The 25,700-nt window shown below is 65.8% G+C and carries 30 protein-coding genes and 1 tRNA gene; 15 read left to right on the top strand and 16 right to left on the bottom strand.

The genetic code is table 11. The features are described 5' to 3' along the window. Positions 1 to 25: 25 nt before the first annotated feature. Entirely contained in the window at positions 26 to 820 is a 795-nt protein-coding gene (locus tag IAI54_RS22255) for a DUF3108 domain-containing protein (RefSeq protein WP_235679141.1), read from the bottom strand. 265 nt (positions 821 to 1,085) lie between these two features. Here IAI54_RS22255 and rpmB point away from each other — a divergent pair, with 265 nt between their 5' ends. Continuing rightward, complete coding sequence (rpmB, locus tag IAI54_RS22250) at positions 1,086 to 1,382, top strand: 50S ribosomal protein L28 (protein WP_187969257.1); 297 nt, start codon at positions 1,086 to 1,088, stop codon at positions 1,380 to 1,382. An 82-nt stretch (positions 1,383 to 1,464) separates the two neighbouring features. Beyond that, positions 1,465 to 2,085 carry a VUT family protein gene (locus tag IAI54_RS22245; RefSeq protein WP_187969256.1) on the top strand — a complete coding sequence of 207 codons (621 nt, stop codon included), beginning with the start codon at positions 1,465 to 1,467 and terminating at the stop codon, positions 2,083 to 2,085. Positions 2,086 to 2,111: 26 nt separating this feature from the next. Here the strand turns inward: IAI54_RS22245 and IAI54_RS22240 are convergent, their stop codons facing one another. From IAI54_RS22240 to IAI54_RS22215, 6 genes are all read right to left on the bottom strand, one after another. Further along, complete coding sequence (locus IAI54_RS22240) at positions 2,112 to 3,188, bottom strand: esterase-like activity of phytase family protein (protein ID WP_420838243.1); 1,077 nt, start codon at positions 3,186 to 3,188, stop codon at positions 2,112 to 2,114. 5 nt (positions 3,189 to 3,193) lie between these two features. Further along, the gene (cobT, locus tag IAI54_RS22235) at positions 3,194 to 5,092 is read right to left on the bottom strand and encodes a cobaltochelatase subunit CobT (RefSeq protein WP_187969255.1); all 1,899 of its coding nucleotides are present in this window, start codon (positions 5,090 to 5,092) and stop codon (positions 3,194 to 3,196) included. A 3-nt stretch (positions 5,093 to 5,095) separates the two neighbouring features. Then, the gene (locus IAI54_RS22230) at positions 5,096 to 5,368 is read right to left on the bottom strand and encodes a type II toxin-antitoxin system HicB family antitoxin (protein ID WP_187969254.1); all 273 of its coding nucleotides are present in this window, start codon (positions 5,366 to 5,368) and stop codon (positions 5,096 to 5,098) included. Beyond that, positions 5,365 to 5,598 carry a type II toxin-antitoxin system HicA family toxin gene (locus IAI54_RS22225; protein ID WP_187969253.1) on the bottom strand — a complete coding sequence of 78 codons (234 nt, stop codon included), beginning with the start codon at positions 5,596 to 5,598 and terminating at the stop codon, positions 5,365 to 5,367. The genes IAI54_RS22230 and IAI54_RS22225 overlap by 4 nt, the downstream gene beginning before the upstream one ends. Positions 5,599 to 5,621: 23 nt before the next feature. Then, on the bottom strand, positions 5,622 to 6,608 hold the full coding sequence (gene cobS / locus IAI54_RS22220) for a cobaltochelatase subunit CobS (protein WP_187969252.1): 987 nt from the start codon (positions 6,606 to 6,608) through the stop codon (positions 5,622 to 5,624). Positions 6,609 to 6,692: 84 nt separating this feature from the next. Beyond that, positions 6,693 to 7,307, bottom strand: a complete 615-nt coding sequence (locus IAI54_RS22215; protein ID WP_187969251.1) for a J domain-containing protein — start codon at positions 7,305 to 7,307, stop codon at positions 6,693 to 6,695. Positions 7,308 to 7,432: 125 nt separating this feature from the next. Between IAI54_RS22215 and IAI54_RS22210 the strand changes: the two genes are divergently transcribed. Continuing rightward, on the top strand, positions 7,433 to 7,735 hold the full coding sequence (locus tag IAI54_RS22210; RefSeq protein WP_187969250.1) for a BolA family protein: 303 nt from the start codon (positions 7,433 to 7,435) through the stop codon (positions 7,733 to 7,735). 42 nt (positions 7,736 to 7,777) lie between these two features. On the opposite strand, the gene IAI54_RS22205 is transcribed toward IAI54_RS22210, so the two are convergent. The 3 genes from IAI54_RS22205 to IAI54_RS22195 are packed head-to-tail and all read right to left on the bottom strand — an operon-like array spanning position 7,778 to position 10,765. Further along, the gene (locus tag IAI54_RS22205) at positions 7,778 to 9,049 is read right to left on the bottom strand and encodes an HlyC/CorC family transporter (RefSeq protein WP_187969249.1); all 1,272 of its coding nucleotides are present in this window, start codon (positions 9,047 to 9,049) and stop codon (positions 7,778 to 7,780) included. After that, positions 9,046 to 10,170: a 3-dehydroquinate synthase gene (aroB, locus tag IAI54_RS22200; protein WP_235679140.1), complete on the bottom strand. Its 1,125-nt coding sequence runs from the start codon at positions 10,168 to 10,170 to the stop codon at positions 9,046 to 9,048. The genes IAI54_RS22205 and aroB overlap by 4 nt, the downstream gene beginning before the upstream one ends. Beyond that, complete coding sequence (locus IAI54_RS22195; RefSeq protein WP_187969247.1) at positions 10,157 to 10,765, bottom strand: shikimate kinase; 609 nt, start codon at positions 10,763 to 10,765, stop codon at positions 10,157 to 10,159. Before IAI54_RS22195 ends, aroB begins: the two co-directional genes overlap by 14 nt. Positions 10,766 to 10,948: 183 nt before the next feature. On the opposite strand from IAI54_RS22195, the gene IAI54_RS22190 reads away from it, so the two are divergent. The 5 genes from IAI54_RS22190 (at position 10,949) to IAI54_RS29030 (ending at position 14,968) form a co-directional block, all read left to right on the top strand. Beyond that, a complete protein-coding gene (locus IAI54_RS22190; protein ID WP_187969246.1) occupies positions 10,949 to 11,098 on the top strand; it encodes a histidine kinase in 150 nt (49 codons plus the stop codon). An 11-nt stretch (positions 11,099 to 11,109) separates the two neighbouring features. After that, positions 11,110 to 12,030, top strand: coding sequence for a site-specific tyrosine recombinase XerD (locus IAI54_RS22185; RefSeq protein WP_187969245.1), 921 nt, complete (start codon positions 11,110 to 11,112; stop codon positions 12,028 to 12,030). A 107-nt stretch (positions 12,031 to 12,137) separates the two neighbouring features. Continuing rightward, positions 12,138 to 13,088 carry an acetyl-CoA carboxylase carboxyltransferase subunit alpha gene (locus IAI54_RS22180; protein WP_187969244.1) on the top strand — a complete coding sequence of 317 codons (951 nt, stop codon included), beginning with the start codon at positions 12,138 to 12,140 and terminating at the stop codon, positions 13,086 to 13,088. Between the two features lie 265 nt (positions 13,089 to 13,353). Further along, positions 13,354 to 14,646: a L,D-transpeptidase family protein gene (locus IAI54_RS22175; RefSeq protein ID WP_187973302.1), complete on the top strand. Its 1,293-nt coding sequence runs from the start codon at positions 13,354 to 13,356 to the stop codon at positions 14,644 to 14,646. 76 nt (positions 14,647 to 14,722) lie between these two features. Further along, a complete protein-coding gene (locus IAI54_RS29030; protein ID WP_420838314.1) occupies positions 14,723 to 14,968 on the top strand; it encodes a sulfurtransferase TusA family protein in 246 nt (81 codons plus the stop codon). A 42-nt stretch (positions 14,969 to 15,010) separates the two neighbouring features. Here the strand turns inward: IAI54_RS29030 and IAI54_RS22165 are convergent, their stop codons facing one another. Further along, positions 15,011 to 16,162: a CobW family GTP-binding protein gene (locus tag IAI54_RS22165; RefSeq protein ID WP_420838242.1), complete on the bottom strand. Its 1,152-nt coding sequence runs from the start codon at positions 16,160 to 16,162 to the stop codon at positions 15,011 to 15,013. Positions 16,163 to 16,179: 17 nt separating this feature from the next. Beyond that, positions 16,180 to 17,304 (bottom strand): D-alanyl-D-alanine carboxypeptidase family protein, encoded by a 1,125-nt coding sequence (locus IAI54_RS22160; protein ID WP_420838241.1) that lies wholly within the window; start codon positions 17,302 to 17,304, stop codon positions 16,180 to 16,182. Positions 17,305 to 17,466: 162 nt separating this feature from the next. On the opposite strand from IAI54_RS22160, the gene IAI54_RS22155 reads away from it, so the two are divergent. Together IAI54_RS22155 and IAI54_RS22150 are read left to right on the top strand one after the other, a co-directional pair. Beyond that, positions 17,467 to 18,630 (top strand): M20 aminoacylase family protein, encoded by a 1,164-nt coding sequence (locus tag IAI54_RS22155; RefSeq protein WP_187969241.1) that lies wholly within the window; start codon positions 17,467 to 17,469, stop codon positions 18,628 to 18,630. A 95-nt stretch (positions 18,631 to 18,725) separates the two neighbouring features. Beyond that, positions 18,726 to 18,802 (top strand) — tRNA-Arg (locus IAI54_RS22150). 856 nt (positions 18,803 to 19,658) lie between these two features. Here IAI54_RS22150 and IAI54_RS22145 read toward each other — a convergent pair. Then, entirely contained in the window at positions 19,659 to 20,282 is a 624-nt protein-coding gene (locus IAI54_RS22145) for a hypothetical protein (RefSeq protein ID WP_187969240.1), read from the bottom strand. Between the two features lie 480 nt (positions 20,283 to 20,762). Here IAI54_RS22145 and IAI54_RS22140 point away from each other — a divergent pair. Beyond that, positions 20,763 to 21,910 (top strand): IS3 family transposase gene (locus tag IAI54_RS22140; RefSeq protein ID WP_187969239.1). Its coding sequence is split into 2 segments (ribosomal slippage): positions 20,763 to 21,012 and positions 21,012 to 21,910, totalling 1,149 coding nucleotides; the frame shifts between segments, so codons are not numbered across the junction. 185 nt (positions 21,911 to 22,095) lie between these two features. Here the strand turns inward: IAI54_RS22140 and IAI54_RS22135 are convergent. Genes IAI54_RS22135 through IAI54_RS22125 form a run of 3 tightly spaced genes read right to left on the bottom strand, consistent with a single transcriptional unit; the run spans position 22,096 to position 23,081 of the window. Continuing rightward, entirely contained in the window at positions 22,096 to 22,548 is a 453-nt protein-coding gene (locus IAI54_RS22135) for a hypothetical protein (protein WP_187969238.1), read from the bottom strand. A gap of 30 nt (positions 22,549 to 22,578) precedes the next feature. Further along, positions 22,579 to 22,791 (bottom strand): hypothetical protein, encoded by a 213-nt coding sequence (locus tag IAI54_RS22130; protein ID WP_187969237.1) that lies wholly within the window; start codon positions 22,789 to 22,791, stop codon positions 22,579 to 22,581. A 14-nt stretch (positions 22,792 to 22,805) separates the two neighbouring features. Beyond that, positions 22,806 to 23,081, bottom strand: coding sequence for a hypothetical protein (locus tag IAI54_RS22125; protein WP_187969236.1), 276 nt, complete (start codon positions 23,079 to 23,081; stop codon positions 22,806 to 22,808). An 81-nt stretch (positions 23,082 to 23,162) separates the two neighbouring features. Between IAI54_RS22125 and IAI54_RS22120 the strand changes: the two genes are divergently transcribed. The 4 genes from IAI54_RS22120 to IAI54_RS22105 all read left to right on the top strand — a co-directional run bounded on the left by IAI54_RS22120 (position 23,163) and on the right by IAI54_RS22105 (position 25,573). Further along, a complete protein-coding gene (locus IAI54_RS22120; RefSeq protein ID WP_187969235.1) occupies positions 23,163 to 23,429 on the top strand; it encodes a helix-turn-helix domain-containing protein in 267 nt (88 codons plus the stop codon). Positions 23,430 to 23,455: 26 nt separating this feature from the next. After that, the gene (locus IAI54_RS22115) at positions 23,456 to 23,914 is read left to right on the top strand and encodes a thermonuclease family protein (RefSeq protein WP_187973300.1); all 459 of its coding nucleotides are present in this window, start codon (positions 23,456 to 23,458) and stop codon (positions 23,912 to 23,914) included. 142 nt (positions 23,915 to 24,056) lie between these two features. Next, positions 24,057 to 24,467, top strand: coding sequence for a type II toxin-antitoxin system PemK/MazF family toxin (locus IAI54_RS29340; RefSeq protein ID WP_187969234.1), 411 nt, complete (start codon positions 24,057 to 24,059; stop codon positions 24,465 to 24,467). Positions 24,468 to 24,841: 374 nt separating this feature from the next. Then, complete coding sequence (locus IAI54_RS22105; RefSeq protein WP_187969233.1) at positions 24,842 to 25,573, top strand: SOS response-associated peptidase; 732 nt, start codon at positions 24,842 to 24,844, stop codon at positions 25,571 to 25,573. Positions 25,574 to 25,700: the final 127 nt, after the last annotated feature.

The following is a 25,700-nucleotide window of genomic DNA, read 5'->3' as shown; positions in this document are numbered from 1 at the left end:
CGGAAGCAAGCGTCGCTTCCGGCTGCTACTTCACCATCTCGAAACGGACTGCCTGGACCTTGATCGTTCCGACCTGGGTGCCGACCGTCGCCTCGACGGGGGCGTATACACCCGAGGTGCCGACCTGCGCAAAGGCGATCGCGATGTCCGAGGTCCTGCGCATGTAGGCGATCGACTTGTTGTTGCTGCGGTAGCCGGCGACCGGTTCGAACCGCACCGTGCATTTCACCGTTTCGCCCTTGTAGCCGGAGACGGAGGCCGTGCCGAAACCGGCCGGCGCGAGGTGAAGATCCGCGCGCAGGGCGCCGTCGAAGACGCGGATCGTGCGGTTGCAGACCTCGGCGGGCGAGGCGGCGCGGACCAGCGCGGCCGAGATCGGATCGACGACGCCCGCCAGGTGCTTCTGCTCGACCTTGATCCAGTCCTTGCGGTTGGTACGCACGGGCGGCGTGTTGTCGGCGCGCACCACCGTTCCGTCGGCAAAGGCGATGGTGGTCTTCTTTTTCTTGTCGCCCGAGGTGTAGTCGACGTCATAGCTGCGCGGAAGCGGACCGTCCGTTCCGAGGCGTCCGCTCGCCCGCGCATTGGCGCGAGTGTCGTCGAAGACCTTGGCGACACCCGAACTCGACAGCCGGCCGCTGATCTCGAAGCCGTCCCTGGCGATCCGGCTCTCGAAGGTGGAGCGCGCGAGCACGATGCCGTAGAGCGACGTCGCGTATTCTGACCGAAAGGAGGTGCTCTCTGCCGCCGGGGCCGCTGCCGGCACGATCGAGGCGGCGAGAATGACCGCGATGCGCAGGGGATTGGATAGGCGTTGCACTGTCTGGTCCTCGCATGAAGCCGGTCGGCGGCTCGGTGCCGAAACCGATCATGTGGCGGAAAGTTTCGGCCGATCTGTGGCAGCGGCATTCCGGCACGGATCGAGACGCCGGAGTCGTTTGCGCGGGCGCTGCGCTTGACGATCGGTCCGTTTCCCACTAAGGAACCCCGACTTTTTCCCACGAGGCCGCCTGACAAAGCCCGCGCGCCATACGGTCTGGTGCGGGTCGGTCGATTGGTCCGACGAGAACCGAAGGTAGAGAACCATGTCCCGCGCTTGCGAACTGACCGCCAAGGCCGTCCTGTACGGCAACAATGTGAGCCACGCCAACAACAAGACGCGTCGCCGCTTCCTGCCCAACCTCGTCAACGTGACGCTGATGTCGGAGGCGCTCAACCAGAGCGTCCGCCTTCGCGTCTCCGCGAACGCGCTGCGCTCGGTCGAGCATCGCGGCGGGCTCGATGCCTTCCTGCTCAAGGCCGACGTGGCCGAGCTGTCGCAGCGTGCGCGTCTCCTGAAGAAGCAGATCACCAAGAAGCTGGCCGACCAGCCGGCCGCCTGATCCGCGTTCGGCCTTCGTCCGGACATCATCGCAAGGCGGGCTTACGGCCCGCCTTTCTGGTTCCATCACCCAGGATAAAAAAATGACCAGCAGCCTGCGCGTCCTGCCGTTCGTCGCGGCCATGGCGATCATCGTCGCCTTGTCGAACGTCCTCGTCCAGTATCCCTTCGAGCATCTCGGACTGGGCGAACTCCTCACCTGGGGCGCCTTCACCTATCCGGCAGCCTTCCTCGTCAACGACCTGACCAACCGCCGCTTCGGCGCAAGCGCCGCGCGCCGGGTGGTCCTGGCGGGTTTCGTCATCGCCGTGGCGCTGTCGGTCTGGCTCGCCACGCCGCGCATAGCGATCGCCTCCGGCTCGGCCTTCCTCGCAGCCCAGCTCCTCGACACGGCCGTGTTCGACCGTCTGCGCGGCAGGGCCTGGTGGCAGGCGCCCTTTCTCTCGACGCTGATCGGCTCCGCGCTCGACACGGTCCTCTTCTTCGGCCTCGCCTTCTCGGGAACCTTCGCCGGCATCGACGCCGCCTTCGGCATGGAGGACGGCTCGCTCGCCTTCGCGGTCCCCTTCCTCGGCGGACAGGCGCCGCTGTGGGTGTCGCTGGCGCTCGGCGATTTCGCCGTCAAGATCCTGATCGGGGTCGCCATGCTCGCGCCCTATGGGGCGCTGCTGTCGGTCCTGAAGCCGGTGCCGGCCCTTCGCTGAAACCCGCGGCGAGCGATGGGCGTGCCCTATTCTTCGTGCAGCACGAACTCCAGATACAGGTTGCGCTGCAGGATCGAGTGGTTGTCGTCGGAGATCAGCGACACCATGAGCGCGCCGTCGGCGCGGCGCCAGACGTCGAGCCCCTCCATGTTGTCGATCTGATAGGTCATGCCGGCTTCGAACAGGATCTCTCCGTCGGCCACCGCGCCCTTGCGAATGTCGGCTGACGGGATGCGACGCAGCCGCATGCCCACACCGCGCGAGATGGCGTAGCTGCGTTCGAGAAGGAGCAGGTCGCCATCCGGCAGGAAGGCACCGTCGGTGATGTCGAACTCGCCGCGGCGAGCGACCGTGAACACGCCCTGCCCCGGTCCTTCGATGATCGCGGCGAAGATGTTGCCGTTCCGGTCGAGGCTCTTTTCCGATACGACCACGCGGGCGCCGGCCAGCGCCCCGTCCTTCGGCGCATAGGCGATCGTCTCGAGGCCCCGGTTGTTGCGCATCTCCCGCGGCGGGATGACGTAGCCCAAGTCGCGGATCTGGCTCTTCATGTCCGCCGGATCCAGCCTGTATTCGGAAACCCGGTGCGCGCGCTCGAAACTCGCGGTCGCGATGCCGTCACGCACCGCCAGACCCTCGGCGTCCGTCAGCCCCTTGTCGCCGATGACCTTTCCGCGCGGCCCGACCATCTGCTGCATGGTGAAATCGGCCATGCCCGACGGCCTTCCCTCCGCATCGCGTTCAAGCCTGCCGAAGAACCAGAAGCCCGTGTCGGCGACCCCGACGATCCGTCCACCCGGATCCAGGAAGCGGAAGGCGGACAGGGCGCCGAAGTCGCGGTCGGCCGAGGCCATTTCGAGGCCGCCGACGAATTCCAGCGGTCCGAAGCGCGTCTGGGCGGAACCGATCCGGAAGGACCGGATCGGCCAGCTGCGGATCTCGACCCGCTCGACCGCGGCATCCGCTGAATGCGCCTGTACGACGCTCCAGGCCGCTGCCGCCGGGACCAGCGCGGCAGCCGTCAGGACCGCACCCAGCACCGCGCCGCGGACGCCACCGCGGCTGGACGGGACGCCCTCCGGGGCACCGCGGTCCGGAGCCAATCCGGTCAGCCCGCGCGGCGCCGCGCGCCGCCGCGCCTGCCGGGAGCGGCACGATCAGCGAAGAGCGAGGCGAGCTGCTCGGTCATGGCGCCGGCGAGTTCCTCGGCGTCCACGATGGTCACGGCGCGGCGGTAATAGCGCGTGACGTCGTGACCGATGCCGATGGCGATGAGTTCCACCGGCGAGCGTGTCTCGATCAGGTCGATCACCGCGCGCAGATGGCGCTCCAGATAGTTGCCGGGGTTAACCGAGAGCGTCGAGTCGTCGACCGGTGCGCCGTCCGAGATCATCATCAGGATCTTGCGCTGCTCGCGCCGCGCCACGAGACGATTGTGCGCCCACAGCAGCGCCTCGCCGTCGATGTTCTCCTTCAGGAGCCCCTCGCGCATCATCAGTCCGAGATTGCGCCGGGCCCGGCGCCAGGGCGCATCGGCGGACTTGTAGATGATGTGGCGCAGGTCGTTCAGGCGGCCGGGCCCAGCGGGCTTGCCCTCCTTCAGCCACTTCTCGCGCGACTGGCCACCCTTCCAGGCGCGCGTGGTGAAGCCGAGGATCTCGACGGAGACGCCGCAGCGCTCGAGCGTGCGCGCCAGGATGTCGGCGCAGGTCGCCGCGACGGTGATCGGACGGCCACGCATCGAGCCCGAATTGTCGAGCAGCAGGGTGACGACCGTATCGCGAAAGTCGGTGTCGCGTTCCTGCTTGAAGGAGAGCGGCTGCATGGGGTCGATGACCACGCGCACGAGCCGCGCCGGATCGAGATAGCCTTCTTCAAGATCGAAGTCCCAGGAGCGGTTCTGCTGCGCCATCAGGCGCCGCTGCAGCCGGTTGGCGAGCCGGCCGACGACGCCCTGCAGGTTCGCGAGCTGCTTGTCGAGGAAGGCGCGCAGGCGGTCGAGTTCCTCCTCGTCGCAGAGTTCCTCGGCGCCCACCATCTCGTCGAAGGCGGTCGTGAAGACCTTGTAGTCGAAATCGGGCGGCAGGTTCGTATAGGGGAAATCCGGGCGCTTGGCCTCGCCCGGCGTCTCGGCGTCGACGTCCTCGTCATCGGAGACCTCGTCGGCGTCGGCATCGCTGGATTCGCTTTCGCCGGCGTCCTGGTCCTCGCTCGAATCGTCTGACTCGTCGGATTCGGCCTGCTCGCCGCCCTGGTCCTGCTCACCGCCGTCGTCGCTGTCCTCCTCGCCCTCCGGCTGGTCCTCGCTCTCTTCGGCCTCCTCGGACTGCTCCTCCTCGCCGAGTTCCTCGGCCATGTCCATGGACGCGAGCATGTTGCGCACGACCCGGGCAAAGGCATTCTGGTCGTCGAGCTTGCCGGTCAGGCCCTCGATGTCGGCGCCGGCCTTGTCCTCGATCCAGTCGCGCCAGAGATCGACCATGCGCTCGCCGCTCTTCGGCGCCTTGCGACCGGTCAGGCGCTCGCGCACGACCATGGCGACCGCTTCCTCGAGCGGCGCATCGGCCTGCTCGGTGACGCCGGCGAGGTTCGCCTTCTGGTACTTGTCCTCCAGCATGGAGGCGAGATTGTCGGCCACACCGGCCATGCGGTTGGCGCCGATGGCCTCGACGCGTGCCTGTTCGACGGCATCGAAGATCGCGCGGGCCTGCTTGCCCTCGGGCGCGAGCCGGGTATGGATCGAACTGTCGTGGCAGGCGCGGCGCAATGCCATGGAATCGCCGAGGCCGCGCGTGACGGAAACCTCCGCCTTCGTCGGCCGCTTGCCAAGTTCCGGCAGGCGTGCGCGGTTGCCGGCGAGCGCCGGCTTGTCCTTGGCGAAGGAAACTTCGAGGTCGTTCTCGCCCGCGATGGCGCGCATGGTGACGGTCATGGCGCGCTTGAAGGCTTCGCCCTCCCCGCCCGTCTTCGGCTTGCCGCCGCGCTGGTTGTCGCCCGGAGATGCCATTGTCTACTCGGCTGCCAGAGGATTGCGGCTCGCCGGCGCGGGAATGGGGTCGCCATCGGCCGCCGCCGCAGATGCCCACTCCCACGCGGCCAGGCGGACGTCCTCGATCGCTTCCATTTCGGTTTCACCGTCACCGGTGCAGCCTGGAAGTCGGGGGATGACGGCCAGCCAACCGCCGCCCTCGGAGGCGTGGAGCGGACGCAGGTTGACCTCGTAGCCGCCAGGATCGAAGAGCGATCCGTCGGAAACGAGTATCTTCGCTCTCTCGATCATCATCTGCCTATCTCGTCGAGGAACTTGACCAGCAACGCAATGTAGACCGGCTTGATGGGACGCCGTGCCGGAATCGTCAGGCGTCGGCCGCCATGGGGATCTCCTACCTTGAAGTGTGACCCGCCAGACGGCTTCATGCAAGCGACGCCAGCTTCCGCGCAGGCCCGTTCGACATCGGCGATCTGCCAGTCCGCCCTCGGGTCGGAACGCATCCGCTCGATCGTCTTACCCATAGAAGCGGTTCCGTGGCTGCACCTCAGCCCAGAACCACGTTCGCCGCGCTCTCCTTCAATTCCTCACCGAAGACGCGCTGGTAGAACTCGGCCACGAGGGCGCGCTCGAGCTCGTCGCACTTGTTGAGGAAGGTGAGGCGGAAGGCATGGCCGACGTCGCCGAAGATCTCGGCGTTCTCGGCCCAGGTGATGACCGTGCGCGGGCTCATCACGGTGGCGAGGTCGCCGTTGACGAAGGCCGAACGGGTCATGTCGGCGACGCGCACCATGCGGTCGACGACGACGCGGCCCTTGTCGTTGCGGTAATGCTTGGCCTTCGCCAGCACGATGTCGACTTCCTTGTCGTGCGGAAGGTAGTTCAGCGTGGTGACGATGGACCAGCGGTCCATCTGCGCCTGGTTGATCTGCTGGGTGCCGTGGTAGAGGCCGGTCGTGTCGCCGAGGCCGACCGTGTTGGCGGTGGCGAACAGGCGGAAGGCGGGATGCGGCCGGATGACGCGGCTCTGGTCGAGCAGCGTCAGACGGCCGGCGGATTCAAGCACGCGCTGGATCACGAACATCACGTCCGGGCGACCGGCATCGTATTCGTCGAAGCAAAGCGCGACGTTGTGCTGGTAGGCCCAGGGCAGGATGCCGTCGCGGAACTCCGTGACCTGCTTGCCCTCCTTCAGCACGATCGCATCCTTGCCGACGAGGTCGATGCGGCTGACGTGGCTGTCGAGGTTGACGCGCACCATCGGCCAGTTCAGCCGCGCCGCGACCTGCTCGATGTGGGTGGACTTGCCGGTGCCGTGGTAGCCGGAGATCATCACCCGTCGGTTGAAGGCAAAGCCGGCCAGGATGGCGAGCGTGGTGTCGCGATCGAAGAGATAGTCCGGGTCGACGTCCGGAACGTGCGGGTCGCTGGCGGAGTAGGCCGGCACGATCATGCGCGACTCGAAGCCGAAGACGTCCTTCACCGACACCGTGGTGTCGGGCAGGTTGGAGATGTCGCGATCGATCTTGTTCATCATGCCTCCAGCGCCGGGCCGTTCGGGCCGCCGCCATTCGTCCAGTCACAGCTTTTCGGGGGCAGTCCTTAGCAGACGCGGCGCTCAACAAAAACCCGATTGTTTGAGCACACGGTAGGCCTGGAGCACGTCGCGGAACCGGTCTTCCGAACCCCGGTCGCCGCCATTCGCATCGGGATGGTGGCGCTTCACCAGTTCCTTATAGCGCGCCTTTATGTCCGCGCCAGTCGCTTTCTCGTCCAGGCCCAGCGTTTCCAGCGCCTTGGCCTCCAGCGGACGGGCCTTGCGCTGCGGCTGCTGACGCGGCTTGTCGTCGCCGAACAGGTTGAACGGATCACGGACGCGGCTGTAGTAGCCTGCCCGGCCCGAGCGCTTCGACGCGATGTCCGGGCTCGATCGGGCCGACCCGTTGATGCCCAACACCCATGTGGGGCGGTGCCCCGTCAACGCCTCTTTCTGGAAGCGGGCGATGTCGGTGTCGGCGAGGCCGGAGAAGTAGTTGTAGCCCTTGTTGTAGGCCCGCACGTGGTCGATGCAGAAGCGGAAGTACTCGCCTTCCTTCATGCGCCCGACCGGCGCCCGGTGCAGCCCCGGCTCGGCGCAGCCGTCCCACTGGCAGCGCGGCGCGCGCGACTTCGCCTCCGCTTCCGGGTCGGGGCGGACGCGAATCCGGTCGAAGATCTTCGAGTTGGCGTTCATCGTGCAGCGATTATGGGTGCTTCGCACCGCGATACAAGAATTGACATTTGGGGAAGGATGTCCCTAACCCCTGATTTGCATGACCTTTGGCGTCGGAGCGGCGCATATGGTGGGAGAATGCGCGCATGTCCATCCAGTCCCGTATCGAAGTCAAGCTGCGCCAGCGTTTCGCGCCGGAGCGACTCGAAGTCGTCAACGAGAGCCATCTTCATGCCGGCCATCATCATTCCGGCTCGGGCCATCACGGCGCCTTCGACGGCGAAGGCGAGACGCACTTCCGTGTCCGCATCGTCGCACCGGCCTTCGCCGGGCTGAGCCGCGTCGACCGGCACCGCGCCATCAACGAACTCCTGGCCGAGGAACTGGCCGGCAGCGTCCACGCCCTGGCGCTGGAGCCCGCCGCGCCGGGCGAGAAGACGCGCTGGTGACGGACTGCCCGTCGCGTTCCCGGCTTGCCGGAAGCGCCCGTCCTATCCGACGTCCAGAGGCTTGATCCGCAGCTTTACGATGCGGTTCTTGTTGCGCTTCATGACGATGAAGCGCTTGCCATGGAAGGTGAAGGCCTGCTTCTCCTCGGGGATCATCTGCGCCTCGTGGATGACGAGCCCCGCGATCGTGGTGGCCTCGTCGTCGGGAAGGGTCCAGTCGAGCGCGCGGTTCAGGTCGCGGATCGGCACGCCGCCGTCGACGACGATCGATCCGTCTGCCTCCTGCTTGACGCCCTGGATGTCGACGTCGTGCTCGTCGGCGATCTCGCCCACGATCTCCTCGATGATGTCCTCCAGAGTGACGAGGCCTTCGACTTCGCCATACTCGTCCACCACGATGGCGAAATGCGCCTTGCGCCTCAGGAAGGCGTTCAGCTGGTCGCGCAGGGTGGTCGTGTCCGGCACGAACCAGGGTTTCGTCGCCACCTTCATGATGTCGACCTGCGCGGGGTCGTTGCCCACCTCGTGCAGCGCCCGCAGCAGGTCCTTGGCGTGCACGACGCCGACGATGTTGTCGGTCTCGTCGCGATAGAGCGGCATGCGGGTGTAGGGGCTCTGCAGGATCTCGCGCACGACGACGTCGGGAGCATCGCCGGCATTGACGAGCTTCATCGCCGTGCGGTGGATCATGATGTCGGAGACTTCGAGCTCGGCCAGGTCGAGCAGGCCGCCGACCCGATCCCGGTCCTGCTTCACGAAGGCGCCTTCGCGGTGCAGGACCTCGACCGCGCCCCGGATCTCCTCATGCGCCGAAACCATGTTCGCATCGCTCGACAGGTTGACGCCGAAGAGGTGGAGGATACCGCGGACGATGAAGTTGGCGGCGCCGGAGATCGGCCCGAACACGAAGACGACCACCCGTGCGAACGGCGACACGAAGAGGGCGAACTGCTCGGGTCGGAACAGAGCGAGCGACTTCGGCAGGATCTCCGAGAAAATCACCAGCAGAACCGTCATGCCGATCGTGGCGTAGACGACGCCGCTGTCGCCGAAGATCGACAGGAGCACGCTGGTCGCGAGCGACGAGGCGAGGATGTTGACGAGATTGTTGCCGATCAGCAGCGCGCCGACGAGGCGGTCCTTGCGCTCGATCAGGCGCTCCACCACCGAGGCGCGCTTGTCGCCGCCCGCTGCAATGGAATGGAGCCTTGCCCGCGAGGCCGCCGTCATGCCGGTTTCGGTTCCGGAGAAGAGGAACGAGAAACAGATCAGGATCAGGATGATCCCGGCGATCACCCACAATTCGGTCGTCATCCGGGATGGTTCTCCTCGATGAAGGACAGGACTTCCGACGCCGGTACGTCCTTCGCGATGAAGGACCTGCCGACGCCATGCGTCAGGATGAAGGTGAGCGCGCCGCGCGAGACCTTCTTGTCCTGTGCGATATAGGCCAGAAGACGCGCGGCGTCAGGGAGCGTGCCCGGAATGTCGCCCATCCGGGTCGGAAGGCCGACCGCCTTCAGATGCGCCTCGACACGCGCCGCGTCGTCCGGACTGCACTGGTTGAGCCGGGCCGAGAAGCGATGCGCCAGCACCATGCCGATCGCCACGCCCTCGCCGTGGACCAGCCGGGCGCCGTCATAAGCTACGGCCGATTCCAAAGCGTGGCCGAAGGTGTGGCCGAGGTTGAGCAGGGCGCGGTCGCCGGTCTCGAATTCGTCGCGAGCCACGATCGCGGCCTTCGAGCGGCACGACTCCGCGATGGCGTGCGTCCGCGCCGCGCCGCCCGCGAACACGTCCCGCCAGTTCGCCTCGAGCCAGGCGAAGAAGTCGGGCCGGTCGATCAGGCCGTACTTCGCCACCTCGGCATAGCCTGCACGGAACTCGCGCAGCGGCAGCGTGTCGAGGACGTCGGTGTCGGCGAGCACGAGGCCGGGCTGGTGGAACAGGCCGACCAGGTTCTTGCCGTGGCCGGTGTTGATCCCGGTCTTGCCACCGACCGAGGAATCGACCTGCGCCAGAAGAGAGGTCGGCACCTGCACGAAGCGCATACCGCGCCGCACGATGCCGGCGGCGAAACCGGTCAGGTCTCCGACCACCCCGCCGCCGAGCGCCACGACCACGTCCCGACGCTCCAGCCGGGCGCCGAGCACGGCATCGACGACCCGCTCCAGGTGCTCGAAGCTCTTGGTGCGTTCCCCCGCTGGCAGCACGACCGGCGTCGTCGCGATGCCTGCCGCCGCGAGACTTGCCTCGAAGGCCGGCAGGTGGATGGCTGCCACGTTATCGTCCGTCACGACCGCCGCGCGCACGCCCGGCATCCTGGCTGCGATTTCCGCACCGGCGCGGGCGAGCAGTCCACCGCCGATCAGGATGTCGTAGGCGCGGTCGCCGAGGCCGACATCCACCCGCACCGGTTCGTCAGTTGCTGGCACGTCCATCCCCGAGGTTCTTTCCCGATTCCTGCGCGTCGAGCCAGCGATCCAGGGCCTGAACCGCTTCCGACGCAATGATCTCCTTGGTCTCGTCGCGCGTCACAACCGTGACGTCGGCCAGCGCATAGACCGGATACCGCTCGCGCATGAGGCGCTGCATGACACCACGGGGATCGTCGTTCTTGAGCAGCGGGCGGTTCCTGTTCTTGACGACCCGCTGCATCAGGATGTCGATGTCGGCCTTCAGCCAGATCGACACGCCATGCGCGGCGACGGCACGGCGGGTCTCCTCGCTCATGAAGGCGCCGCCGCCGGTGGAGATGACCCGCTCTCCCTCCTCCAGCAGTCGGGTGATCACCCGGCGTTCGAGGGCGCGGAACTCGGGCTCGCCGTAGCGTTCGAAGAGGTCGGGAATCGTCATGCGCGAGACGGTCTCGATCTCCTGGTCGCTGTCCACGAAGGGCAGGTCGAGCATCTGTGCGACCCGGCGGCCAATCGCGGTTTTCCCGGCACCCATCAACCCGACGAAGACGATGGCGCGCCCTGCGAGCTTGTCGCGCAGCGTCCGTTCGTCGACCTGGGTCAAGGCGTTCATCGATGTCTTCCCTCGGCGAGCCGTATGCGCATGAAAAGGCGCGGCGCGTCAAGCAATCGCCATGGTCCGGGTGGACGTTGGCGGTCGCGGCGGCCTGCCCGACGGACCGTCGCGGGGTTGAAGTCGCCTCTTTGGCGACGCATAAGGACGCTGGCGGACGACCCCGAGGAAACTGCAGGACAAATGCCCACGCTTTTCCGTCTCCTGACGACGATCGCCATCCTCGCCGGCATCGTCTACGGCGCGATGTTCGCGCTCGTCGCCTTCGTGGAGCCGCGAACGGGTGAGATGACGGTGCGCATTCCCGCCGAGAAGCTCAACCCCCGCAACTGATCCGCAACGGCATGAACACCGCGTCCGCGATCGAGGCCTTCCTGGAGATGATGAGCGCGGAGCGCGGCGCGAGCCGCAACACGCTCGAGGCCTATCGCCGCGACCTCGAGGACGCGCATCGTTCCCTCGCGGGCAAGGCCGGGCTCGCCGACGCGGACTCAGCCGACCTCGCATGGCTGATGGAACGCATCGCAGCCGAAGGTTTCGCAGCGACCACGCAGGCGCGCAAGCTCTCGGCGCTGCGGCAGTTCTTCCGATTCCTCTACGCCGAGGGTCTGCGCGGCGACGACCCGACCGGAACGGCCGAGAGCCCGAAGAAGCCGCGGAGCCTGCCCGGCGTGCTGTCGGAGGCCGAGACCGGCCGGCTGCTCGACCGCGCTGCGGTCGAGGCCTCCGCCCCCCCGCCCGGCCTCTCGCGGGAAGCGGCCGTGCGCCTCCACGCGCTGGTGGAGGTGCTTTATGCCACCGGGTTGCGCGTCTCGGAACTCGTCGGCCTGCCGGTCTCGGTGGCGCTGCGCGACGAGCGCTTCTTCGTGGTGCGCGGCAAGGGGAACAAGGAGCGCATGGTGCCGCTCTCGGGCAAGGCGCGCGAGGCGATGGGCGCCTGGCTGGCGGTGCGGTCGACCGACGCGGCATGCGCGGACAGCCCCTTCCTCTTCCCGGCGCGTTCGGATACCGGGTTTCTGCCCCGCCAGGTGTTCGCGCGCGACCTGAAAGCGCTCGCCGTGCGGGCCGGCCTTCCCGCCTCGGCGGTCTCGCCGCATGTGCTCCGGCACGCCTTCGCGAGCCACCTGCTTCAGAACGGCGCGGACCTGCGTGCGGTGCAGATGCTGCTCGGACATTCGGACATCTCGACGACGCAGATCTATACCCACGTGCTGGAGGAGCGGCTGATGAAGCTGGTCAACGAACATCATCCGCTTGCCGACTAGGCGCTGGATCGATATGGGAGAGCAACTTTTCAGCGCCGAAGGGCGTTCAAAGAGCAGTTCCGCACCCGAAACGACGCCTCTCGCGCGTCCCCCCGGCACAGCAGCGAATGTACAACTATCTCGAATTCGAAAAGCCCGTCGCTGACCTGGAAGGCAAGATCCTGGAGCTGAAGACGCTCTCGGAAGGCGGCGAGGCAGTCGACGTCGCCGAGGAGATCGCGCGGCTCGAGAAGCGATCCGGCGAGGCGTTGCGCGAGATATACAGGCAACTCCAGCCCTGGCAGAAGGCGCAGGTCGCGCGCCATCCCGATCGGCCGCACTGCCTCGACTATGTCGGGCGCCTGTTCACCGACTTCACCCCTCTGGCCGGTGACCGCCTCTACGGAGAGGACAACGCCATCATCGGCGGCTTCGCCCGATTCCGCGGTGAGCCGGTGGCCATTCTCGGCCAGGAAAAGGGCGCCGACACCAAGACCCGCCTGAAGCACAATTTCGGGATGGCGCGGCCCGAAGGCTATCGCAAGGCCGTGCGCATCATGGAACTCGCGGACCGCTTCGGCGTGCGCCTGGTGACACTGGTCGACACGGCAGGCGCCTATCCCGGCATCGGCGCGGAAGAGCGCGGCCAGGCCGAGGCCATCGCGCGCTCGACCTCCGTGTCGCTGGGCCTCAAGGTGCCCGTCGTCTCCGTCATCATCGGCGAGGGCGGCTCCGGCGGAGCCATCGCGATCGCCACCGCGAACAAGGTCTACATGCTGGAGCACGCGATCTATTCGGTGATCTCGCCGGAGGGTGCGGCCTCGATCCTGTGGCGCGATCCCACCCGCGCCCGCGACGCCGCGACGTCGATGAAGATCACGGCGAAGGACCTGCTGGAGATGAAGGTCATCGACGGCATCATCCCGGAGCCGCCGGGCGGGGCGCATCGCGGTGCGGAAGCAGCCATCGACGCCGCGGGCGACCAGATCGCCGCCGCGTTCGCGGACCTCGCCGCCCAGAACGTGGATTGCCGCGAGCACCGGCGCGAGAAGTTCCTGGCGATCGGCCGCGGCCTCTGAAAGCCCTGCGGCCGCCCGGCATTTCCGCGCCCGGGATCGCCGCCGACCGCACGCGGCGGCCTTGGCCTCCGCGACGGAGTTCGAGCCGCGCGCCACGCCCGCCACACTGTCGCCACGGCTTGCCCGCAATGAACTTGTGGTGAAAACGGGAGCACCTGCCTTGCGGTAAGGGATTGGCAAGGTTAACGCCCGTAGAGGTTTTCCGGTGTGATCGCGCGACGGCCTTCCTGGCGCCGCGCTCCGGACAGGATCCAGTTGCTTGACGATGCTTTCGAAATTCACCCGGATCGGTCTTCTCGCGGCGACGGTCGCGCTGGCGGGCTGCACGGAATCGGCGCTCGAATCGGCCGTGGGCGCCAAGGCCAGCAAGCAGCTTCCCGAGCGCATCGTCACGCAGATGAAGGCCAAGGGCATGCCGAAGTCCTCGCCGGTCATGGCGCGGGTCTTCAAGGAGGAGGGTAAGCTCGAGATCTGGAAGCAGAAGTCGAATGGCCGCTACGACCTCATCGCCTCCTACGACATCTGCAAGTGGTCCGGCCAGCTCGGCCCCAAATTCATCGAGGGCGACCGTCAGGCGCCGGAAGGCTTCTACACCGTCGGACCGGGCCAGTTGAACCCGCGCTCCAGCTATCACCTCGCCTTCAACATGGGCTATCCCAACGCCTACGACCGGGCGCACGGCCGCACCGGCTCGAACCTGATGGTGCATGGCGGCTGCTCGTCGTCTGGCTGCTATTCCATGACCGACGCACAGGTGGAGGAGATCTATGCCTTCGCGCGCGACGCCTTCGCCGGCGGGCAGCGCGAATTCCAGATCCAAGCCTTCCCCTTCCGCATGACGCCCGAGAACATGGCGCGCTACCGCAACGACCCGAACTACGCCTTCTGGTCGATGCTGAAGGAAGGCTACGATCACTTCGAGATCACCAAGGTGCCGCCGAAGGTGGACGTCTGCGAGAAGCGTTACGTCTTCAACCAGGTGCCGGAGGGCAGCGCCACCTTCTCCCCGACCGGCAAGTGCCCGCCGATGTCGCAGCCCGAGACCCTGATCTCGGCCTACCAGTCACAGAAGACGAGCTTCGACGCCGCCATCGCGACCTATTCCGACAAGACGCTGCCGGCGCCGCGCGATTCCATCGCCGGCATCGCCGAGGCGAAGCTCGTCGCCGACTGGACCAAGCGCCGCTCCCGCGGCGAGCGCGTGCCCCTGGAGCCGCCGGCGATGCTCGGCGACGGCGCCATCGTCGCCTCCACCGAGCGCATGGGCCGGATCGATTCGCCAGCTGGAAGACGCCAGGCGGCGCTCGATGCCGCCGCGGCCGAGAAGAAGCGGCTGGAGGAGGAGAAGGCAGCAGCGGCGGCTCAGGCGCGCGCAGAGAAGGAAGCCGCCAGGATCGCAGCCGCCCAGGCGAAAGAGCAGGCCGAACAGGCCGCAGCCGCGCCGGTGGCCGCCGCGACGGCTCCGGCCGTCGCCGTCGAGGAGAGCAATGCCGGCGGCGGGTTGTTCGGTGCGGTCCGCAAGCGCGCCGGCGCCATCGGCAACCTGTTCGGCGGTTGACGGGTCCGTGGGCGACGAGGCCCTCGATACGCAGGAGACCCGAGCCGAAGCCGGGCCCCTCGCCTCGCCCGCGGTACTGGACGATGCTGAAGCCCTGCGCGCCGACGTCTACGACCTGCGCGGCCTGAACTGCCCGCTGCCGGTTCTGAAGACCCGCCGCAGGCTCGCCGCGCTGCCGGCCGGCAGTCGCCTCTGGATCGAGACCACCGATCCACTGGCCGTCATCGACATTCCCGCCTTCTGCAACGACGCCGGGCACCGGCTTTTGGCCAGCGAAAGCGTGCCGGGCGGGCATCGGTTCCTGATAGCACGGGGCGGGTGAGAACTGACGGGGACGCGGTAGCTCCCCTACTCCCCGCTCCCCTCACCCCCGCCATCCGCCGGCGATCGCCAGCGGGTTGTCTTCCAGCGCCGCCCTGTCCGGCATGTCGATTCGGGGCTGGCCCGCGAAGGCCGAAAACAGGCGTTCGACGTAGTCGGCGGGCATGTCGAAGGTGATCATGACGATGCGCACGCCGCGCGGGCCGTCGGGCCACTTCGCCAGCCGCACAGGCGGGTGCAGCACCTTCTGCACCCCATGGATCACGAGCGGTCGCTCGCGGTCTTCCAGCGTCTCGACGATGCCCTTCATGCGCAGCATCCGCTCGCCATGGGTGGAGCGCAGCAGGTCGAGGAAGTTCTCCACCGTCGAGAGCGGCAGCGGCCGGTCGAGCACCAGCGAGACGGTACGGATGCGGCCGTCGTCGTGATGATGATGGTGGTGTTCGTGATGGCCGTCGTGGTCGTGGCCGTCATGGTGCTCATGATCGTGGCCGTGCGCGTGATCGTGGCGCTGGCCGTGCCCATGATCGTGCCGCGCCTCGTCGCGCAGCCAGCGGGCGACGTCGATGCTCTTGGTCGACGGATCGTAGAGGCCGCAGTCGAGCAGCGCCGCCGGCGCGGCGGTCGCGGCGTCTTCGAGCGGCGCACGGGGGTTCAGCGCCTTCAGACGCGCCTCGACGTCGCGCACCGCGGCTGCGGACGCCATGTCGCGCTTGGACAGCACCAGCCGGTCGGCCATCGCAACCTGTCGGACCGCCTCCTCGTGGGCGTCGAGCGTGGCGGCGCCGTTGACGGAATCGACCAGCGTCACCACGCCGTCGAGCCGATAGGCCGCCACGATCGCCGGATGCGCCATCAGCGACTGCAGCACCGGCGCCGGGTCGGCCAGCCCGGTGGTCTCCACCACGACGCGCTTCAGCGGCGGAATGCGGCCGGTCTGCATGCGGTCGGCGAGATCGGCGAGCGTGTCGACCAGTTCGCCGCGCACCGTGCAGCACAGGCAGCCGTCGGAGAGCTGGATGATGCCGTCGGAGGACTGCTCGACGAGCAGATGGTCGATCGCGACGTCGCCGAACTCGTTGATGATGACGGCGGTGTCCGCCAGCGCGGGGTCCTTCAGGAGCCGGTTGAGGAGCGTCGTCTTGCCCGCGCCGAGGAAACCGGTGAGGACCGTGACGGGAACGGGCGGCTGCATGATGTCGTCCTCCGCCGTTACCGCACCGCCGTCGCCGACACCGGCCGGTAGTCGGGCCGGGGCGTCGGGATGGGCACGTCGGCATATTCGATCTCGTCGGCGGCATGCGGCGACCGGGGGCCGGTGGCGCCGCCGAGACCGACCGCCACCAGAACCGGCTCGCGCGCCGGCTTCTCGGCCAGATGCGGCGAACTGACGATGACGCGGCCCCGGCTGTCGATCTCGCCGGCATCGAGGCGCGCCTTGTAGGCAGCCTTGGTGCAGATGCGGTCGCGCATGTTGGTGGTCCTGTCGAGGCCTTCGCCCGAAGGCGTCATCGACGCGAGCGTCACTGCGCCGGCGGCACTCCTGCCGAAGCCTGCGGCAAGAAGGTCGGCGGCCTTGACCGCACGTTCCTCCGACGAGCGCTCGCCGATGACGACGGCCAGCAGCGTGCGCCCGCCGCGGGTCGCCGAGGCGACGAGGTTGAAGCCCGCCGGGCAGGTGTAGCCGGTCTTCATGCCGTCGGCGCCCTCGAAGCGACCGATCAGATCGTTGTGGTTGGTCATCTTCGATTTGCCGTCGACGATGCCCTCCAGATTGAAGTAGCTCGCGTGCTGCGGGAAATCGCGGCGGATGGCTGCCGCCAGCACCGCGAGATCGTGCGCCGTGGTGTACTGGCGCTCGTCATGCAGGCCATGCGCGTTCACCCAGTGCGAGCCGGTCATGCCGAGGCGCTTCGATTCGGCGTTCATGCGCGCGGCGAAATCCTTCTCGGAGCCGGCGATGCTCTCGCCGATCGCGGTGGCGACGTCGTTGGCCGACTTCACCATGATGATCTTCAGCGCGCTGTCCAGCGTCATCACCGAGCCGACCGGATAGCCCATCTTGCTCGGCGGTTCCTTGGCGGCGTTCTTCGTGATGCGAACCGGCGAGGTCAGCGTCACCTCGCCCGCCGCGACTGCGCGGAACGCCACATAGGCGGTCAGCAGCTTGGTCAGCGAGGCCGGATACCAGCGCTGGAAGGCATCCTCCTGCGACAGCACGCGTCCGCCGTCGAGGTCGATGACAAGCGAAGGGCCGGCGGCCGCGGGGGTTGCCGTCAGGCTGAGCGCAGACAGGACGCAGGCGGTCAGCGTCGGGAGGACACGGTTCAAATTCACTTTCGCCTCGAGCGGGAATTGCGCTACGGTTGCGGAAGAAGGCCGTTCGGCCCCTCCCCGGAGCTGCTACTTACCGCATGTGGCGCGGGAATGGCAAAACCATGCCGATCACGATCGCGCGGGGCGGCCGGACAGCCAGCGAAAAGGAGCAGGGTTCCCTACATGCCGATCCTCAATCGTGCCGCCGAAATGCAGCAGGAAGTCGCCGCCTGGCGTCGCCACCTCCATACCACACCTGAACTCGGCTTCGACCTTCACGAGACATCGGCCTTCGTCGCCGCGAAGCTCAGGGAGTTCGGCGTCGATGAAGTCGTCACCGGGATCGCAAAGACCGGGATCGTCGGAATCATCAGCGGGCGGCTTGGCGAAGGTGCGACGATCGGCCTGCGAGCGGACATGGATGCGCTCCCGATCACGGAAGCGAGCGGCGTCGCGCACATGTCGGCGAACGCCGGCAAGATGCATGCCTGCGGCCATGATGGACACACCGCCATGCTGCTCGGTGCGGCAAAGTATCTCGCGGAGACGCGCAACTTCGCCGGCCGCGTCGCGGTCATCTTCCAGCCGGCGGAGGAAGGCGGCGGCGGCGGGGCGGTCATGGTCCGGGAGGGCATGATGGAACGTTTCGGAATCAGCCGCGTCTTCGGCATGCACAACGAGCCTGGCCTGCCGGTCGGGCAATTCGCAACCCGTCCTGGCCCGATCATGGCCGCGACCGCGGAGTTCACGATAACGATCAAGGGAAAGGGCGGACATGCCGCATTCCCCCACCAGAACGTCGATCCGATCGTCATTGCCGCCCAGATCGTCGGCGCGCTTCAGACGATCGTCTCGCGCAGCGCAGATCCGCTGGAGGCACTCGTCGTCTCGGTGACCAAGTTTCACGCAGGCGAAGCCTACAACATCATCCCGGAGACGGCCGAGATCGCAGGCACCGTCCGGACGCTGCGCAAGGACGTCGCCGCGCTCGCCGAAAAGCGGATGAAGGCGATCGTGCAGGGCATTGCCGAGGCCGGGGGCGCGACGGCCCATGTCGTCTACGACGCCAATTATCCGGTGACCTTCAACCATCCCCATGAAACCGATTTCGCCGTGAAGATCGCCGCCGAGGTGGCCGGCGCACAGAACGTCGAGCCGAACATGCCGGCCGTGATGGGCGGCGAGGACTTCTCCTACATGCTGGAGGCGCGGCCGGGCTCTTTCGTCTTCATCGGCAACGGAGATACCGCCAACCTGCACCACCCCGGCTACGACTTCAACGACGAGGCGATCCCGCACGGGATCTCCTACTGGGTGCGCCTGACCGAGACGGCGCTCGCCGCCTGACGATCCGGTTCCTTTGCCCCTCTTGCGCGCGTGCCGTCCGAGTCCGCGCGACACCCTTGGCCTGCGCCCCCGAAGCCGCTATACCGGGCGCGCGTGGTCCCGTAGCTCAGTAGGATAGAGCATCAGATTCCTAATCTGAGGGTCACAGGTTCGAATCCTGTCGGGATCACCAATAAGATCAATGGCTTAGTGCCAACCCTGCCCCGGCCCATGCCGCTCTATGCTGCAACCCGTTACCGCTGATTTCCAAGGGATTCCGTGGGGCTCGCGCGACTCCATGCGGCATGGAATGCAACATGAGGACCGTCGGAGACAGCTAGTCCAGCCACGGTAGCAGCCGATGTTGTTCCGCTCTTCGCGGATAAGTGAATGCCATCGAATGAGGGGCCTAACAGCCGTATGATGTTTGTAACGAAGGAGGCGAGTTGGTTCGACCATCCCTCCAGGCCGCAAAATCAGGAAATCTCACTATTTTGCTGAGTTCACAATGGAATCTTGGCTGTCTCCTATTCCTTCCCCAACTCGCGAACGTGTTGCGCTGTCTGTCGCTGCTCCTGACATAGTCGGTGCGCGCATGTGGCGCGACAAGGTTTCAGCAAGGTGAGCGGCAGCGGCTGGACACTCTCCCGGCTCCTACAAGCGCGGATGAACGTCCGGGCCTACTGTGAAGCTCGCGGGTGCGGCCACAATCGGCAGGTGGATCTTGCCTTGCTTATGGACCGGCTAGGGCCGGATGCGCCCGCAATGGCTTTTGATCTAGCGCCACGGTTCAAATGCGCCGTCTGCGGTAGTCGGAAGGCGAGCCTCATCTATTCGCCTGATACGCGCCCGTCCGGGTGGCAATGGGAGGCGGTCTAGGCGCCCGCTTTCTTATAGCGTCCGCTTATCCCGCGTCCTACTGCTCCCGGTGATTGTGGGAAAATCATCGCGCGCCTTGAGGGGCCCCCAAATTCCGTCTGTTTCGCGCCTGTTTTCAGCGGGCAGGACGGGGGCGAGGTGGCGGCATAAGTCGGCTGCGTCTCGTCGCTCTACCGGTCCTGGCGGGATCGGAGCTTTGTAGGGTCAGGGATGTCCGAGAGATCGATCTCACTGATCGGCCGCTGCCACCCTGCGATCCGCGGCGATGCCAGGTTCGACCAGATGTTGAAACCAGTTAGGTCGATTCGTTGCGACTGCTCTTGAGCCCACCCCTCGTGGAACGTGCACCAGCACCGGACTTCGAGACCAGTCTCGCCACTTGCCAAAGCGTCCCGCATCCCTTCCCGGAGTGCGAGGGCAATTGAGTGGTCAGGGTCATTCAGCACCACCCGCAGAACCGGCAGGTGCACCACCGTTCCCAGGTAGTTTACGGCCATCTGGTAATCGAAAGCCACCACGCCCATTCCCTCTGTGTGTTCGAATGTCAATTCCATATGGACGTGCTGAGGTAGGTGCGGGACGAAACCGGTGCCGATGACTTCAATCGTCCCATTTTCCCAGGCCCTGTTCGGCCTAGCGCCAAAGCGCCGCCGCACTTCAAGGTGGGTCAGGTGCAGCGAAATGCGCTCCTTCTGTTCGCCGATCTTAGCGAGCGTCGCCGAATCCCAAGGATTGCCATCGTCGGCCGCCGGCTTCGGCCTCCGACTTGCGGTCCGCTTCTCCCTTTGGAACATCAGCGTGCCTCCCTCTCCTCTACACTCGCCGTTCGCCACCCCAGTTGATCCATGGCTTATAGCTCATCCATTGTCTGCGGGCATAGACGAGCGAGGGCCGCGACTGCCGCGCGTGGTGACTGCCGGAAAATCTTCGGGCGCCTTCGGCGTCGCGCAATCCCGCCGGCGCCTGTTTTCAGCGGCTAACGCTATGGCCCCGGAAAAGATGTCACCAAAGCGTTTGCGTGGCCCGCTCCTTATGGCGTCGCAAAACTCGCCTCGGCGTGTGGAGTAGCCGTCCAGACGGTCCCGTGAGCGCGGCATTTTCTGGACCGACAAAACTAAGATTGTGCCGCCGAAGATCCATCGCCTATAGTCAATGTAACGTTATCATATAACAATCGAATTTCGCTCTAACTCGTCTGCCAGAATGCCCGCTGTGGCCTGCTGCCGGTTTCGTGGACACCGAGATAAGGTGTTTAACGGAACTGGAGAGTGGGAATGCAACGAAGGAAGTTCAGCCGCGAGTTCAAGCTCGAGGCGGTTAGGCTGGTGAGGGATCGGGGCGTTGCTGTTGCCCAGGCTGCCCGCGATCTGGATCTCCATGAGAATGTGTTGCGCAAATGGGTGCGCGAGCTGTCGACCGATCCGCAGCATGCCTTTCCCGGCCATGGGCAGATGAAGCCGGAGCAGCAGGAGATTGACCGGCTGCGCAAGGAAGTGGCGAAGCTGAAGGCGGAGCGCGACATCCTAAAAAAGGCCGCAGCCTACTTCGCGAGGGAAGTGACATGAGGTTCGCTTTCATCGCGAAGCACCGGAACGTCTGGCCGGTGGCATGGCTGTGCGAGGCGCTGGATGTCTCCCGCTCGGGCTTCCATGCCTGGCTCAAACGCAGCCCCAGCGCTCGCGCTCGGGACGATGAGGTTCTCATCTCCCGGATCGACCGCAGCTTCAAGAACAGCGACCGCACCTATGGCGCCCGGCGGGTCTGGCGCGACGTTCTGGCCGAGGGTCTTTCCTGTGGCCTTCATCGTGTCGAGCGGCTCATGCGGGAGAACGGGTTGCGTGCCCGGCCGCGGCGCCGTGGGTTGCCAAAGGACACCGGCGAGCGAGCAACAGTGTCCGGCAACCTCCTCGACCGCGCCTTCGAAGCGTCGGCGCCGAACCAGAAGTGGGTAGCCGACTTCACCTACATCTGGACCGCCGAAGGATGGCTCTACGTTGCCGCCGTCGTCGACCTCTTCTCTCGGCGCGTCGTCGGCTGGGCGATGAAGGCGGAGATGACGGCGCAGCTCGTCACAGACGCCCTCATCATGGCGATCTGGCGCCGAGGCAAGCCGGACAGCCTGCTGCACCACTCCGACCAGGGATCGCAATACACCAGCGAGCAGTTCCAGCGCCTGATGGCCGACCACGGCATCACGTGTTCGATGAGCCGGTCGGGTAACGTCTGGGACAATGCTGCGATGGAAAGCTTCTTCTCGTCGCTGAAAACCGAGCGCACGGCACGCAAGGTCTACAGGACGAGAGATGACGCCAGGGCCGACGTGTTCGACTACATCGAGCGCTTCTACAACCCTCGGCGACGGCACTCGACACTGGGATACCTGAGCCCCGTCGAGTTCGAGGAACAAGCTATGTTAGCTTAACCTCGTGTCCGAAAAACCGGCAGCAGGCCACTGAATTCCTGCTAGCCTTCCTGCTTTCCGACGTCCTGCTACTGCTGCTTTGGCTATGGGTGCGCAGGTACAAAAGCATCATCCGGAAGACGGTTTCCCGCCCCCCGGATGCGAAAGTGTAGGATGGCCGGGAGGTTCTGAGCCCCCCGGCTTGGTCAGTTCGAAGCCCTCCCTTCCTCGCGCATGGACCGCAGAAGCGCCGTGAGGCCGAAGTCTTCATCCAAGCCGAGCGTTCCCGATCCGTAGCGCCCGACGCGCTGGAGGAGGTATTCCCCTTTCATGTAGCGGTCGGCGCCGGAGCGGCACCGGTAGTGCACCACGGCCATCAGCGCGCGGTCGGCCGCATGCATGGCGTCGAGGTAGTGGTTGACCGCGTCGTCCGTGAAGGGAACGCCGTTCTCGCTGCACCAGACTTCATCCTGCGCATTGACGGCGGCGTCCTCATTCTCGGATGCGGCCTTGTGAGCGTTGATGAGTTCCCGAAGCTTCGGCGACACTCCGGCCGGGGCGGCGACCGCGTTGGCGGGACCGGGGACAGCGATAGCGGCGGACGCCAGCACGGCGGGTGCAGAGGCAAGCACGGCACGGCGGTTGATGGTTGCAGACATATCGAGTTCTCCCGTTTCTATTGGTGGACGTCAGGCGGCACTTGCGGTCGTGCGCAGCGTTTCGGGGCCAAGGCGGTATGTGAAGCCGAGATATCCCGGCACGTCGGCGCCATCGGCGTGATGGAAGAGCGCGCGGACAGTCAAAGTCCCGTCGCGGTGGACGGTCTCGACGCTGGCGCGGATGGTGAAGGACTTGCCCCACGGCGTGTAGAAGACCGTCTGGCGCTTGGCGTAGGAGTGCACCTCCGTTCCTCCCGTTAGGCCGCGAGCGTGGCGAGTTCGGCGGAAAGGCGGGCGCGGACGGCATCCACGTTCACGCGGGCGGCCTTGTAGGGCAGGCGGGCGATTTCCTCGCGGATGCGCTCGGCGCGGATGGCCGGGGCGGACATGGCCGCTTCCTTCGCCATCCGCCACGCGGCGGCGAGGTAAACCGAAAAGTCCGAGCGGTTGAACTTGAAGGAGCGGTTACGGCCGGCGAACCACTCGCGGTACATGGCCCAGGCGCTGCGGAGGATGGCGGCACGGTCGTACATTGGTTTCGCTCCATTGATACAATGCGCTTGTGGTGATAGATTTAGATCACCATGCATTAATGTCAATAGGAAACGATCATTGTGAGCGGAAAAGATCAGGTACGGGGACGGCAGATTGCAGCAGCGCGCGCACTCTTGGGTATGGGTCAGGGCGAGCTAGCGGCAGCGGCGAACGTATCAATTCCAACGCTTCGAAGGATGGAGGCGAGCGAGGGGCTGGCGACAGGAATGGCAAACAACATTGCCGCCGTTCGGCGGGCGTTGGAAGCGGCTGGCGTTGTCTTCATCGCCGAGAACGGCGGGGGCGCAGGTGTCCGCATGGCGAAACCTGATGGCAGCGCCGCGTGATTACTCACCGGCTGGCGCTCGCTGCCATGGTCGGTCTCGGTCTTACCGCAACCGCATATGCGGAGACCGTCACCGGCCGCGCCTCGGTGGTCGATGGAGACACGATTGAAATTGCTGGCGAGCGGATCCGACTTCACGGCGTAGACGCGCCGGAGGGCGGCCAGCGGTGCCAGGACAAGTTCGGGCGGGAGTATCGGTGCGGACAGGTAGCAGCGAACGCCTTGGACGCCTTCCTTGCTCAGTCCAGGCCAACGTCATGCAGGTTCGTCGAGCGCGACCGCTACCGGCGCTTTGTGGGCGACTGCTTCCGCGCCGACGGCAAGAGTGTGGCGGCGTGGATGGTCCGCAACGGGTATGCGCTCGACTGGCCTCGGTACAGCCGTGGCGCCTATGCGGCGGACCAAGCCGAAGCTCGGCGGGCTGGCGCCGGCATCTGGCAGGGGCGCTTCGTGGAGCCATGGGAGTTGAGGCGAGGCGGTCAGTGAGAGCCACATGTTGCCTAACGCTTCAGCAAGGCTACGAGCCATGCGCGAGGCTGGCTAGGTTCGGAACGTGACGGACGCGAAGAGGAATTTGTTACGGGAACGAAGATAGCTTTGCCTTGCCGAATCGGGCAATGCTCCCACCATGAGCATTCTCAATCATCCTCAGATCGGGACTATACTCCGCGTTGATTTGAACGAAGGTTTTAGGCCGCCTGAGATGCGGAAGAGGCGGCCAGCAATTGTGATTTCGCCAAAGCTTGCTGGCCGAGACCAACTCTGTACCATTGTCCCGCTAAGCACAACAGAACCGAACCCACCGCAGACCTACAACTGCCTTTTGGAGTTGGACCCGCCCTTGCCTTTTCCATACGATTCCCCCCGAATGTGGGTAAAGGCGGATATGGTGATGTGCGTGGCCTTCCACCGTCTAAAGCTGCTTGATCGTGGGCGGGACGCAACCGGCGAACGAGTTTACGACGTTCGTGTGCTGAGCCCCGAAAAGATGGCTGAAATTAAGGAATGCATTAAGCACTCACTTGGTATGCGAGATTGACTTTAGGGGCGAACGGCCCCATTTCTTGGAAGGCCCCGGAGATATCCGGGATTTAAGTCCCGAAAGGGCCGTTGCAACCGGCGAAGCCAAGCTAATTGCAGCGTCAGAATGAGGCCCCGCCTTGTGCGGGGCCTTTCTTTTTACTTCGGCCCGCTGCCAATACCCCACCCAAACACGCGACACCGGATGATGGAGCGATCCGCCGAGCAGTGCCCCAGCGTTGAAACCCGCCCTTCTGGTAGCGGACAAACCCTCCAGGAAGGTCGCGCGGCTTTAGGCCTGGCTCCGTCCGGCGAAGGCGCACCCTCTCTTGGACGCCTCCCCGACTGCACCTGACAGTTGATCGGCCGCGCCGGCCGTAGCAGGATGCCAAGATGTGCAACCTGTACAACATCTCCAAGGGCCCGCAGGCCATTCTCGACTTCACGCGAGCGATGCGCAGCGAGGCTGGCAACCTGGAGCCGGGAAGCGTTTACCCGGACTACTCCGCCCCGATTGTTCGCAACAGCGACGGTGGCCGTGTACTCGCCCGCGCCAGATGGGGTCTGCCGTCGTCGCGCAAGGCTCTGATGGATGCGGCATCGAGGCGGGCCGACAAGTTGCGGGCCAAAGGCAAGGAAGTTGATTTCGACCAGATTCTGAAGATGGAACCGGACGGCGGCACGACGAACGTGCGCAACACGGCAAGCCGGCACTGGAAGCCTTGGCTTGGCGTCGAGAACCGTTGCCTGGTGCCGTTCACCTCCTTTGCCGAGCCTGATCCTGCCAACCAGCCGGTAGGCGGTCGTACTCCCAACGCGTGGTTTTCCATTGGCCCTGACTATCCGCTCGCTTTCTTCGCCGGCATCTGGGTTTCGCAATGGGAAAGCGTGCGAAAGGTCCGCGACGGACTGGTGACGGCCGACCTCTACGGGTTCCTGACGACGGAACCTAACGCGGTTGTGGCACCCGTGCATCCGAAAGCCATGCCCGTCATCCTGACCACGGCCGGCGAGGTCGACACCTGGCTCTCCGCGCCATGGGAGGAAGCGAAGGCGCTACAGCGTCCGGTAGATGATGAACTACTGACGATTGTGCCGAAGCCAGAGGCTACCGATGGAGCCTGACGAATATTTTGCCGAGATGCAGCGCAGGAACCGACGGTCGCTCCTGGCGGGTGTTGCTGTGGGTGTCCTCCTGATGTTCGCCCTCTGGCTTCTTGGAATGGTTCTCGTAGACCAAGCCTTCAGCTTC

This window comes from Aquibium microcysteis (assembly GCF_014495845.1).
In the GTDB taxonomy this organism is placed as follows: domain Bacteria; phylum Pseudomonadota; class Alphaproteobacteria; order Rhizobiales; family Rhizobiaceae; genus Aquibium; species Aquibium microcysteis.
This window is presented reverse-complemented; position numbering and strand designations above follow the sequence as displayed.